The sequence below is a fragment of the Methylovulum sp. genome (assembly GCF_028687615.1).
Classification (GTDB): domain Bacteria; phylum Pseudomonadota; class Gammaproteobacteria; order Methylococcales; family Methylomonadaceae; genus Methylovulum.
The window spans coordinates 1-12959 of record NZ_JAQTZU010000015.1 but is presented as its reverse complement, the minus strand read 5'-3'; the positions used below and the strand labels follow the sequence as shown (position 1 = coordinate 12959).

The window sequence follows — 12959 nt, the reverse complement described above, 5'->3', positions numbered from 1 at the left end:
TGGTGGTCAATTGGATGTTATGGGTTTTGATATGGGCTTTGCCGCGTGACAATAGCTTAAGGCGATTTCCGGCGAAGAATATATCCAACTCGCTAGTTTTTTTGCCCATTTTCTGCGTTGTAAAAACAGTTGCATAGCCCGCTATGCGCCTATTTTTACGCCTCGGCAACCGCTCTGTCCTTAGACCCCCTTGAGGGGCGTCGCCTCAAGCGCCTACTGTTGGTGCTCTACCTCTGTCCATAGACCACTCTTGTGGTGGCATCCTTGCAGTCGTTGAAAATGAGCAAAAATCCTGCGCGATTTGGGTACATTCATTCTTGGAAATTGCCTAAAATGGGCGGGTCGCGTGTGGCTTTTTGCTTAATTAGCCGTATATTATCCCGCTCTCTGCCAAGAAATAGAATAGCTTATTGAAAATGGTGCAATCAGCTCTCTAAATCAACGGCTTTTTCTGCTAATCTATAAGCCTATCTTTGGGGCCTAATAAAGGATTGTGAGTGTTAAGTTTTAGACTGTTTGTTTTTAGATTATTCTCTGTAATAACGCTGGGTTTACTATACGGCTGTGCCAGTTCGCCAGCAAAACCACAGCAAACCGAAGCGGCACCGGCCAAGCCAGTTAGTCCTGGACAGCAAAGCAAACCCAAAGAAGTTAAAACATCAATCGACCCCGATGTGTTGTTTATGTTGTTGACAGCAGAATTGGCAGGTCAACGGGGGCAATATGGCATTGCTTTGGAAGGTTATATGGAAGCCGCAAAACGTGTCCACGATCCACGTTTTGCAGAACGCGCCGCTATGATTGCGATGTATCTGAAAGACAGTGGCAAGCTCAATGAGGCGGTAACAATTTGGTTAAGGCAGGATGCCAATAATATCACCGCAAGAAAATTTGCGGCCCTTGCTGCTGTAAAGTCGGGGGACAAAGTGGCGGCGACGGCGCATATCGAGTCATTGCTAAAGAACGACCCGGCGGGTTTTGACAAATCAGTCTTGGAGTTGGCGTCTGTCCTGCAAAAAGAAAACAAATCTGATCTGATTTTTGATGTGCTTAGTAACGTCGCAGCCAAGCATCCTGATCAGGCAGTGGTTTATTTTGTCCAGGCCTTGCTGGCGACACAGATGGAAAAGCCGGATGTTGCTGAAGCAAAGGTTGGGCAAGCCCTGCGTGTGCAGCCTGGCTGGGATAAGGCATTGATGTTGCAGGCGCAATTGGCGATGTTTTCGGGTGACTTCAATAAAGCCAAAACCGCGTTAAAAAATGCTTCGCTTAAGTTTCCTGATGACAACAAAATCAAAAAATTGTTGGCCCAGGTGTTGGTCAAGGCCAAAGACTATGCCGCAGCGGGCCAGGTTTACCAGGATATGCTCAAATCCAATCCTAATGACAATGAAAGCCGTCTGGCCTTGGGATTGGTGTATTTGCAACAGGATAAGCCTGAAGAAGCGGAAGACCTATTTACCAAGCTTTTGGATGTGCCGGAATGGCGCTCGCAAGCGAATTTTTATTTGGCAAAAATTGCCGAACAACAAGATGATACGGACCGGGCTTTACGTTTGTACGATAAAGTCAGCGACGAGCCGGTGGTGTTTGAGGCGGGTATTGCTGCGGTTGCCTTGCTCGGAAAAGAAAAACAATTTGCGCAAGCCGATACACGGCTAGCGTCGTTGGCAAAAAAATACCCTAAACAAAGGGTGCGGATTTTGCTGGTATATTCGGAATTGCTAAACCAGCAACAACAGTATGAAAAGGCATTCAATTTGTTGACCAAAGCGTTGGTTGATTTGCCGGATGATAAAAATTTGTTATATGCCCGTGCCTTGATGTCTGAGCATCTGGGGAAATTGGATGTGTTGGAAGCGGATTTGAAAAAAATCCTTGATAAACATCCTGATAATGCAGAAGCCTTGAATGCCTTGGGTTATACGCTGGCAGACAAAACTAAACGTTACCCGGAAGCGGAAACCTATTTGTTACGCGCACTTAAACTGGCCCCCAACGAGGCGGTTATCCTGGATAGTTATGGCTGGTTGCAGTTTAAGCTGGGCAATACCACCAAAGCGTTGGATTATCTCGAACGTGCCTACGCAAAACAGCAGGAAAATGAGATTGCCGCGCATCTTGCGGAAGTCCTATGGGCGGTGAACCAAAAGGACAAGTCGAAAAAAATCTTTAATAAAGCATTTAGGGAAGCACCGGAAGACCATTATCTGCTAGATTTTAAAGCGCGGATATTGGACAAGGCCGAATAGTCGTGTGGTTTGTGAAAATCAGGCAACTTGCCGTTCTGGCCTTGGTTTTTTTAGTATCGGCGTGTTCAAGCCTGGATGTGGTTCCTGACGGTGCTTATTCAAGAGCGGCGATGGAGGATTTGCAACCCTTGGCGCAGTGGTCGCTGGAGGGGCGTTTATCATTGAGCGGCAATAAAGATTCTTGGTCGGCAAACCTGCTTTGGGATCATGATCCTGCACAAGACCAGCTAAAATTATCCGGGCCATTAGGGCAGGGGGCTACGCTCATCCGGCTTAATGGCGGCTTGGTAAGTATCGACCGTGGCGGCGGCAAGGTGCAAACATCGGCGCAACCGGAAGTTTTTATCAACCAGCAATTAGGTATGTCGATACCTATCAGGGCATTGAGTTACTGGATAGTCGGTTTGCCTGAGCCTGGGCTGGCATTTGTCGATGTGGCTTCTGGTTTCAGCCAATCGGGCTGGATGGTTGAATACAAGCAAATGCAGTCGGCCAGCAACCGCAGTTTGCCGCGCAAAATGACGGTCATGAATGAAAAGGTCAAACTGAAATTGATTATTGAGCAATGGGTTTTAAATGGCACTGATGGACTCTAATCACCCATACCGGGCGGCAAAATGGCCGGCACCGGCAAAATTAAATTTGATGTTGCGGATCGTCGGGCGCAGGCCGGACGGCTACCACTTATTACAAACCGTGTTCCAATTTGTTGAATTGTGCGACTGGATACGATTCTATCCCGATGCCAGTGGACGGGTCAGCCTGAAAAACACCCTTCCCGATGTGGCTGAATCAGAAGATTTGACGGTCAGGGCGGCTATGCTATTGAAATCTACAACGGCTTGCCAGCAGGGTGTATGTATTGAAGTCGAAAAAAACCTGCCTATGGGCGGTGGTTTGGGCGGCGGCAGTTCTGATGCGGCGACGGTTTTGACCGTGCTGAATAAATTATGGGATTTGCAGCTATCAACTGAAAAATTGATGGAGCTGGGTTTGTCATTAGGTGCGGACGTGCCCATTTTTGTGTTTGGCCACGCCGCTTGGGCGGAAGGTGTCGGTGAAAAAATCCAGCCAATCATTGTGCCGGAGCATTGGGTCGTGGTTATCAAACCGGATTGCCATGTCAATACCAAAGAAATTTTTTGCGCCGAGGAATTGACACGCGACAGTAAATCAATCAAAATATCTGACTTTACAGCGGGTCAGCATCAAAACGATTGTCTTGATGTGGTTTGCCAGCGTTATCCACTCGTTAGAGATGCTTTAGTCGATTTGTCTGAATTTTCAGATGCAAAATTGACTGGAACTGGGGCTTGTGTATTTGCACAGTTTGATTCAGAAATAAATGCAACGAAAGCATACCAATCACTTAAAAATAAGTGGCAAGTGTATCTTTCAAAATGCGTCAATGAATCGCCCTTGTTTTCAATGATGAAACAGGGTGGTTCACTATCTTGATTATTGGGTCGTCGCCAAGCGGTAAGGCACGGGGTTTTGATCTCCGCATACCAAGGTTCGAATCCTTGCGACCCAGCCATTTACATCCATTTAAGTTAAATTCGTGTGGGAGAGCTTGAATGAATGACACCTCAATGATGGTGTTTTCTGGAAATGCTAACTTGGCCTTGTCCGAAGGTATTGTTAAAAAGTTGAACATGCGCTTAGGGATGGCGGCAGTCGGCAGGTTTAGTGATGGTGAAATTGCGGTGGAAATTGAAGAGAATGTCCGAGGTAAGGATGTTTTCGTAATCCAGCCTACTTGTTCACCAACCAACGAGAATTTAATGGAGTTATTGGTGATGATTGACGCCCTTAAACGGGCATCTGCATCGCGTATTACCGCCGTGATGCCTTATTATGGTTATGCACGGCAAGACCGGCGTTCACGTTCGGCACGGGTCCCCATCAGTGCCAAGCTGGTGGCCAAAATGATCGAGCAAGCAGGGGCCAGCCGTTTGTTGACGGTTGATTTGCATGCGGATCAAATCCAAGGTTTCTTTGATATACCTGTCGATAATGTTTATGCCTCGCCGATATTGTTAGGCGATATTTGGCGGCAACAGTATAAAGATTTGATAGTCGTTTCGCCGGATGTCGGTGGCGTTGTCAGGGCCAGGGCACTTGCCAAACGCTTGAATGATGCCGATTTGGCGATCATAGACAAACGCAGGTTAAAAGCCAATGTTGCAGAAGTTATGCACATTATCGGTGATGTTGATGGACGCACTTGTATCCTGATAGATGATATTGTCGATACCGCTGGCACTTTATGCCATGCGGCGGCGGCTTTAAAAAAGCACGGGGCCGTTAAGGTTTTGGCTTATTGCACACACGCTGTTCTGTCTGGCCCGGCCATGAAGAATTTGACTGGCTCTTCCTTGGATGAGCTGGTAGTTACGGACACCATACCGTTGAGCCAGGAAGCAGTAGATTCTGGCAAAATCAGGCAATTGTCGGTTGCTGAAATGTTAGCGGAAACGATAAGGCGGATTGCTGTGGGTGAATCTGTCAGTTCGCTATATGTTGATTAAAAGTTTAATAAAAGCACGTTGAAGTGCGGGGTTGAAAAGAGAATGTCTAATGTATTTGAGTTTGTAGCCGAAGGTCGTGCCGATTCTGGAAAAGGTGCGGCGAGACGTTCACGTCGCCAAGGTAACGTGCCTGCGGTAATTTATGGTGGTCATCGTGACCCTCAAATGCTGGTGTTGAACCACAATGAAGTGATCAAGCATCTTGAGCATGAAGCGGTTTATTCCCATGTGCTTGATATAACAGTTGACGGGAAAATCGAAAAAGCGATTCTCAAAGGTGTCCAACGTAACCCTGCCAGATTCCAAGTCCTGCATTTGGATTTTTTGCGCGTTGATATGTCAGAGACCGTTAAAGTCCATGTGCCTTTGCATTTTATCAATGAAGCAACTTCTGTTGGTGGTAAAAAAAGCGGTGTTGCCGCACACTCAATGGCTGATGTAGAAATTTCTTGCTTGCCTTCCTCTTTGCCTGAGTTTATAGAGGTTGATTTGGCTAATTTGGATATTGGTGAAACTTTGCATTTGTCAGATTTAGTTTTGCCTAATGGCGTGGCAATCGTCGTTTTAGCGCAAGGTGAAGAGCACAATCACCCGGTCGTCACAATGATGCCTACCAAAGCTGCCAGCTAATGTGTTTTAAAGATTTGGAATGACCAAACCCTATCATGATTAAATTGATTGTCGGTTTAGGAAATCCAGGTCGTCAGTACGAAAAAACCCGGCACAATGCCGGGTTTTTGTTTTTAGACACTTTGCTTGCCGATTATCGTGGTTCTTGGCAATTGGAAGCCAAATTTCAAGGGAGTTTGGCGGAATGTAGCATCGCTTACCATAAGCTCTTGTTGTTAAAACCCGGAACCTTTATGAATCGTAGCGGGCAAGCCGTCGGCAAAGTCGCCCGATATTACAAAATCCCGCCCGAAGAAATTCTCGTTGTCCACGATGAACTGGATTTCGACGTTGGCGTGGTCAAGCTTAAAAAAGGTGGCGGTCATGCCGGACACAACGGCTTGCGCGACATCATCGCCCATCTTGGTGGCAACGATTTTTACCGTCTTCGAATCGGCATAGGCCGGCCCGCCGCTGGTAAGGTAGTTGCCGATTATGTCTTGTCAGAACCTTCCAAAACCGATTGGCTGTTATTGGAAGGCAGTTTTGAATTGGCGAAACCTTATATAGGGCAAATTGTCAGCGGTCAAATTGCGGCGGCGATGAATAAGCTAAATACCTAAACTTATTCTGTTAATTTCAAATTACCCCCCAGTTTTATTTCCAATCCTCAACATGGGTGGCAAAGCAAGCCACCATCCCGCAATTGCCAGTCACATCCGCTTAAAAATACCCTATAATTGCGCCGATAAATCCTCATCCACGCAAGGCAGTTTTGCCGTATATAAAAGGTAGCAGCATGACCAAAGAAATTATCCAGACTGATAAAGCCCCGCAAGCCATAGGCACATATTCCCAAGCCGTCAAAGTCGGGCATACCGTGTACCTGTCAGGACAAATCCCGCTAATCCCAGAAACGATGACGCTGGTTGAAGGCGGCATCACCGTGCAAATCATCCGGGTGTTTGATAACCTGAAAGCCGTTGCCGAAGCGGCGGGCGGGGATTTTTCCCATATCGTCAAATTGAACGTGTTCCTGACCGACCTGGCAAATTTTCCGGTGGTCAATGAAATTATGGGACAGTATTTTGAGCAGCCGTATCCGGCACGCGCGGCGGTAGGCGTGGCTTCTTTGCCAAAAGGCGCGGCAGTGGAAATGGACGCGGTCATGCACTTGCCCATCCAAGAATATCCGCTGTAAGCATCAGCCAACAGGATGGGCGAACGAAGGGATGCCCATCGTTTTGACGTAATTGATGGGCTTCCTGTCGTCAACCCATCCCACCATTCTCTAAATGTCGGCAATTCATATTTCTGTGAATAGGCATCATCTCGTCCAGGAAGGGTAAACGCTTGGAATACGATTGCATGAACCTTCTGAAACAACCCCTTATCTGCCTCAACGGTATCGGTGCCCAAACCGCCAGCCGTTTTGAAAAACTGGGTTTGCGTACCGTGCAAGATTTATTGTTCCATTTACCGCACCGTTACGAAGACCGCACCCGCGTCACGCCCATAGTGGGGCTGATGGCGGGCATGACCGCGCTAGTCTGCGGCAAAGTGGAATTTATTGATGTCCTGCCCAGAGGCCGCAAAAGCCTGGTCTGCAAAATCAGTGACGGCACAGGGGCGGTGATGTTGCGGTTTTTCCATTTCACCGCCAACCAGCATAATGTTTTCAAGCCGGGTACTTGGCTATGCGTGTTCGCCGAAATCCGCTTGGGCATGGCGGGTTTGGAGATGGTGCATCCTGATTACAGCGTCATCAGCGGTCCCGATGCGGCAGTCACCGACACGCGGTTGACCCCCGTCTATCCGCTCACCGAGGGCTTAAGCCAGAATGTCGTCCGCAAAGCCATTAAACAAGTTTTGCAGTTTTGTGAAAAACATCCCGAGCTATTGACCGATTGGTTGCCTACGATGCTGTTGCAAGATTTTGGCTATCCCTCTTTGGCGGAAGCCATTCAAACCCTACATGCCCCTGATGAAACCGTCACCGTGGAGGCCCTGCAAGACGGTAGCGTTCCGGCCTTGAAACGTTTGGCCTTTGAAGAACTGCTAGCGCATCATTTACGGTTGTCGTCGTTGAAACGGCAAGCCAGTGTCTGGCAAGCCCCGGTTTTTCATGAAGACACGTCAAGCACCGCACATTTTTTACGTTCCTTGCCGTTCAGTTTGACGGGTGCGCAACAACGGGTGATTGCCGACATCGTCGCCGATTGCCGCCAGCCTAAACCGATGATGCGCCTGGTGCAAGGCGATGTCGGTTCCGGCAAGACCATCGTCGCCGCCTACACGGTCTTGCTGGCGATGACGGCGGGTTATCAGGCCGCGCTGATGGCCCCGACCGAATTGTTGGCGGAACAACATTTGCGTAATTTCAGCGTGTGGTTTGCCGGATTTGATATGCAAATCAGTTTCTTGAGTGGACAAAGCAAAGGCCGCGCCCGCCAGACGGTGCTGCAAGGGCTGGCGGATGGCACGGTCAATCTGGTGATCGGCACCCACGCCTTGTTCCAGGAAGCCGTGCAGTTCCACAAGCTTGGGCTGGTTATCATTGATGAACAACACCGCTTTGGTGTCCATCAACGCCTGGCCTTGCGCGAAAAAAGCCAGCAAGCGGGGATGCGTCCGCACCAATTGGTGATGACCGCCACGCCGATTCCGCGCACCTTGGCGATGCTGCAATACGCCGATTTGGACGTGTCCGTCATCGACGAATTGCCGCCCGGACGGCAGCCCGTCGTCACCCGCGTCATCCCGTCCGAACGCCGCGCCGACGTGGTGGCGCGGATCAACGAATGGGTGGGCAAACGCCGCCAAGCCTATTGGGTATGCACTTTGATCGAAGAATCGGAAACTCTGCAATGCCAAGCCGCCGAACAAACAGCCGAAAGTTTGACGCAAGCCTTGCCCGCTGTGCGCGTCGGGCTGGTGCATGGGCGCATGAAAAGCTTGGAAAAAGACGCGGTGATGCAGGCGTTCAAACAGCACCAACTGGATTTGCTGGTCGCCACCACCGTGATTGAAGTCGGCGTGGACGTGCCGAATGCAGGCTTGATGATTATCGAAAACCCCGAACGCTTAGGGTTGTCGCAACTGCACCAATTGCGCGGCAGGGTAGGGCGGGGCAAAGATGACAGCTACTGCTTGCTGATGTACCAATCGCCCTTGTCGGAAACCGCCCGGCAACGGCTGGGGATTTTGCGTGACAGCAACGACGGTTTTGTCATCGCCGAAAAAGACCTGCAATTGCGCGGTCCCGGCGAAGTCATGGGGACGCGGCAAACGGGCGCGATGCAGTTTAAAATTGCCGACTTGCAACGCGATGGCGAATTAATTGCCGAAATTGCAAAAGTTAGCGAACGATTGTTTACCGAAACACCCGACGCGGTGCCACGGCTGTGTGGCCGCTGGTTGGGTACAGAAACGTTTTACGCCGAGGTTTAAGCTTGACCACCAGAAGCCAGTTATTCCTGCGCGATCCGCAATGGCGGGAAAATCGGCGCGGAACCCGCCACCAACTGCCCACCGCCGTACAATCCTGGACGTATGAAACCGGATCATTGACGCAACGTCTACGCCGCACTTATGGCAACGCGGTCAAAGTCAGCGTCCTTTGGCAACAGTGGCAAACGCCGTTTTTATCCGAACAACACCGTTTGCAAATTCCAACCCACATTCACGCATTAGTCCGTGAAGTCCTGCTCCACGCCGATGGCAAACCACTGATTCTTGCCCGTACCGTGATTCCGGCAGACACCATCACCTTTGCCCATAGCAATTTGGCAAAACTCGGCACACGCCCGCTGGGTGAAGTGATTTTTGCCTATCCGAAACTGGCTCGTTTGCAGTTGGATGTCTGCCAGACGCAGCCTTATGCTTGGATTGCCGATACGCGGGAATTGGCACAGATCGACCGGCCAGTTTGGGGTAGGCGCACGGTGTATGGCTTGCAACACCAGCATTTGCTGGTGAGCGAGTTTTTTTTGGCGGACAGTTTGGAAATTTGAGTTTGTGCCCGAACAGCGCGGTGGCGAATCTGGGTGAATCTGGGTGGCTACTTTGGTAGGCAGCCGTGTAATATTTCAAGGCCGGATAAAACAGGAGTAGGATGTGCCAAGCTGAAAGCACATTATTTGCTTCATTATTTGCTTATGATGCGGCTTTGTATCGTTGGTCTATGCTGGCTTTTAACGTAATTTCAGCGCGGGGGGCAATAATTTTGCACTCATAATGTCCGTGAAGGTTTTTAAACCTTCGGTCATTTACTGGTTTCCGACCGGGAGCGTGAAAAGGTAAGCCAGCATAAATACGCTTGGCGTTTATGTGATTCACCATCCCCTAAAAAGGATAAATAATAACAATAGGATAGGGGAAGTTGTTATGTGCTGGAGTGGCGAAGCGTCCACCGTTTTGGCGGGCATTGGATTAAGCAGTACTGTTTATTTTTACTATAAAAAAGAGCCGTTGGCTTTGTGTGCGGCGTTGGGCTTTTTTTCTTTGATGGAAGCCTTGCAAGCTTATACCTATACGGTGATAGACGATTGCGCCAACCCTGGCAACCAGATCGCCACCTTGCTGGGCTATATCCATATCGCCTTCCAGCCATTTTTCGTCAACGCCGTTTCCCTGTATTTTATCCCCGCAGCTATCCGCCAGAAAATTTCGCCGGCGGTGTATTTCATCTGCTTTATCGCCACCGTTTGCCTATTGATACGCCTGTATCCGTTTGACTGGGCACCGATGTGTTATGACGTGAAAACCAAGATCGTGTTGTTCAGCGATTATTTTGAGTCATTTAACGTGCCGTTTTGCGGTAAAAAAATCTGTTCTGTTTCCGGTCAATGGCATATCGCCTGGGAAATTCCGGCGATTGCCAATCTGGTGCTGTTTAATATGTACATTGTCGCCGCGTTTATCATGCCGGTGCTTTATGGTTCGTGGAAAATGACAGCGTATCATTTGGTCACCGGGCCATTTTTGGCGTATCTAAGCACGAATAACCCTAACGAATGGGCGGCGGTTTGGTGCTTGTACTCGATTGGTTTGTTGCTGCTGCTTTTGAAAACACCGATTCGGGGTTATTTACATGTGCGAGGCTGGTTTTGGTGGCGGTGGTTGAGGGTTGATGATTAATGTAAGGAATGGGCATGGAATAAGTTTGTGGATTGAGACCTGTCAGGTTTCTTGTGCCCCAGAGGGTATTAAAACCTGACAGGTCTAGCGGGTAATTGCCAAAACTATTCCATGCCCATTCCTAAGCAATCTTTCAGGTTTTTAATATCTGCAAGGTCTTGTCCATCTGGCTTGCCTTATCAAGATTATCGGGTAAACGATTTTAGATGCCCTGTCCGCTGTTAGAGCTGGTTTGCTAACCGTCCATTAGGTTTTAATCAATGATAGGGACAAAATGTAAATGATGGGGTGACAAAGCCAAAGCGATGTTTCTTATAATATTACAATCCTATTCAATAAGTTATGTGTGTTTCATAAATGCCTACATTGAACAGGGAATGCCTCGCCCACGCTTTTTTTGGCGTAAGCACTTATGAGTTGAATGTAAGATTAATAAAATATAAAAACAGGTAAGCAAACTAACTCCCGCACGACCACTTATAAAAGCCATCCACCTAACACCCAACAGGAACGCCGTTATGAGAGATAAAATAGACACTAGGATTTTGCCATCTGAAATCACTTCACGCGAACATTACACTGATAGGCGGCGTTTTATGCAAATGGCGGCAGGCGTCTCAGCAGCCGGTTTGTTGCCTGAATCGCTATGGGCCGCCGATAAACTGCCTGCTACTGCCAATCAGGCGTATTTGTTGGATGAAGAGAAAACCCCATACAAAGACGTGACGGGCTATAACAATTTCTACGAATTCGGCACCAGCAAAGACGATCCGGCGCGACACGCCCACACCTTAAAAACCCGCCCGTGGACTGTTACGGTGGAAGGTGAGGTCCACAAACCTAAAACCTTTGCTATCGAAGAATTGCTGAAACTGGCGGCGATGGAAGAGCGCGTCTACCGTTTGCGTTGTGTTGAAGCCTGGTCAATGGTGATTCCGTGGCTAGGTTATCCCTTGTCCGAACTGATTAAACAAGTCGAACCCACCGGCAACGCCAAGTTTGTCGAGTTCATCACCCTGCAAGACCCGATGCAAATGCCAGGGCAACGTTCCGCTGTGCTGGAATGGCCTTACAACGAAGGTTTGCGCATGGACGAAGCCATGCACCCTTTGACCTTGCTGACTTTTGGTTTGTACGGCGAGATGCTGCCCAATCAAAATGGTGCGCCGATCCGCATCGTCATTCCGTGGAAATACGGCTTCAAGAGCGCGAAATCCATCGTCAAAATCCGCTTCACCGAACATCAGCCTGTTTCCGCCTGGATGAAAGCCGGGCCTAGCGAATATGGTTTTTACTCAAACGTCAATCCCGAAGTCGATCATCGCCGCTGGTCGCAAGCCAAAGAACGCCGTATCGGCGATTTTTTCAAACGCCCGACTTTGCCGTTTAACGGTTATGCCGACCAAGTCGCGGGGCTTTATTCGGGTATGGATTTGCAAAAATATTTCTAAATATGATAGCCATCAAAAAACTCGACGATAAAACCCTAAGCCGGGTAAAAACCATCATCTTTTTATTGGCACTGATTCCGTTCGTCAGGCTCATCATCGGCGGCATAACGGATGGTTTGGGCGCGAACCCCATCGAAAAAATTACCCGTAGCACCGGTTATTGGACGCTGACGCTGATCATGGTGACGCTGGGCATCACGCCATTACGCAAACTCACCGGTTGGAATTGGCTAACACGTACCCGCCGCATGTTAGGCTTGTCCGCATTTTTCTACGCAAGCCTGCATTTTTTGACCTACTTGGTGCTAGACCAATTTTTTGACTGGAACGGCATCGTCAAGGACATCATCAAACGTCCCTACATCACCGTTGGTTTCCCGTCATTCTTATTGCTGCTTCCGCTGGCAATCACGTCCAATAATGCGTTGATCAAAAAACTCGGTGGCAAACGCTGGCGATGCTTGCACCGCTTGGTTTATGTCGTCGGTGTCGGCGGCGTGGTGCATTATTGGTGGCTGGTGAAAAAAGACCTGACCAACCCGATGACTTTTGCGGTGGTTTTAGCGGTGTTGTTGGGATTTCGGGTTTTTTATTGGTGGCGTGGGAGACAAGCTAAAAGTTGATGCCAAGTTGTCCACGAAAAGCACGAAAGGGTACTGAGCATTTGTTTAGCTTCGATTGATTGGAGCGGGACGGAGTTTCAAAATCGCTATAGGTACTAAAATCGTTACATAACGGGTCGCTTAAGATGCCTACTATTGGAACAAAACGACTCCGGCTTGCGTTATAAAGCGAAAAAAGGCTAGGGGACGATTTCAAGTTGCCACTTATTTGCCCACAAAGGCGTTAGTTGTTTAGTCCCGCATTTAAATGGTTTACTATATCCTAAACTCAAGGAGCAAAAGCTATGGGGCAACTACTACACGGAACAGCCACGACCACGCACGCCGTCCGAGAAAAAATACAAAACGCTGAAG

Annotated in this window: 12 protein-coding genes and 1 tRNA gene; all 13 read left to right on the top strand. The window is 48.9% G+C overall.

Going from position 1 to position 12959, the window contains the following annotated elements; genetic code table 11:
- Positions 1–497 precede the first annotated feature (497 nt).
- Entirely contained in the window at positions 498–2252 is a 1755-nt protein-coding gene (locus PHH59_RS10525; RefSeq protein ID WP_300015407.1) for a tetratricopeptide repeat protein, read from the top strand.
- 2 nt (positions 2253–2254) lie between these two features.
- Positions 2255–2848, top strand: a complete 594-nt coding sequence (lolB, locus tag PHH59_RS10520; protein WP_300015403.1) for a lipoprotein insertase outer membrane protein LolB — start codon at positions 2255–2257, stop codon at positions 2846–2848.
- Positions 2838–3710 carry a 4-(cytidine 5'-diphospho)-2-C-methyl-D-erythritol kinase gene (ispE, locus tag PHH59_RS10515; RefSeq protein WP_300015400.1) on the top strand — a complete coding sequence of 291 codons (873 nt, stop codon included), beginning with the start codon at positions 2838–2840 and terminating at the stop codon, positions 3708–3710. The genes lolB and ispE overlap by 11 nt, the downstream gene beginning before the upstream one ends.
- Before the next feature lie 4 nt (positions 3711–3714).
- Positions 3715–3789, top strand: a tRNA-Gln gene (locus tag PHH59_RS10510).
- Between the two features lie 40 nt (positions 3790–3829).
- Complete coding sequence (locus tag PHH59_RS10505; protein WP_366145449.1) at positions 3830–4783, top strand: ribose-phosphate diphosphokinase; 954 nt, start codon at positions 3830–3832, stop codon at positions 4781–4783.
- 42 nt (positions 4784–4825) lie between these two features.
- Positions 4826–5413: a 50S ribosomal protein L25/general stress protein Ctc gene (locus PHH59_RS10500; protein ID WP_300015397.1), complete on the top strand. Its 588-nt coding sequence runs from the start codon at positions 4826–4828 to the stop codon at positions 5411–5413.
- Between the two features lie 35 nt (positions 5414–5448).
- Complete coding sequence (gene pth, locus PHH59_RS10495; protein ID WP_300015394.1) at positions 5449–6015, top strand: aminoacyl-tRNA hydrolase; 567 nt, start codon at positions 5449–5451, stop codon at positions 6013–6015.
- Between the two features lie 176 nt (positions 6016–6191).
- Complete coding sequence (locus tag PHH59_RS10490) at positions 6192–6593, top strand: RidA family protein (RefSeq protein ID WP_300015391.1); 402 nt, start codon at positions 6192–6194, stop codon at positions 6591–6593.
- Positions 6594–6760: 167 nt separating this feature from the next.
- Positions 6761–8842, top strand: coding sequence for an ATP-dependent DNA helicase RecG (recG, locus tag PHH59_RS10485; protein WP_300015388.1), 2082 nt, complete (start codon positions 6761–6763; stop codon positions 8840–8842).
- Between the two features lie 2 nt (positions 8843–8844).
- Positions 8845–9405, top strand: a complete 561-nt coding sequence (locus PHH59_RS10480) for a chorismate lyase (RefSeq protein WP_300015385.1) — start codon at positions 8845–8847, stop codon at positions 9403–9405.
- A gap of 373 nt (positions 9406–9778) precedes the next feature.
- Positions 9779–10531 (top strand): DUF5765 domain-containing protein, encoded by a 753-nt coding sequence (locus PHH59_RS10475; RefSeq protein WP_300015382.1) that lies wholly within the window; start codon positions 9779–9781, stop codon positions 10529–10531.
- Positions 10532–11049: 518 nt separating this feature from the next.
- Positions 11050–11982 carry a protein-methionine-sulfoxide reductase catalytic subunit MsrP gene (msrP, locus tag PHH59_RS10470; protein WP_300015380.1) on the top strand — a complete coding sequence of 311 codons (933 nt, stop codon included), beginning with the start codon at positions 11050–11052 and terminating at the stop codon, positions 11980–11982.
- Positions 11983–11984: 2 nt separating this feature from the next.
- The gene (locus tag PHH59_RS10465; protein WP_300015376.1) at positions 11985–12605 is read left to right on the top strand and encodes a protein-methionine-sulfoxide reductase heme-binding subunit MsrQ; all 621 of its coding nucleotides are present in this window, start codon (positions 11985–11987) and stop codon (positions 12603–12605) included.
- Positions 12606–12959: the final 354 nt, after the last annotated feature.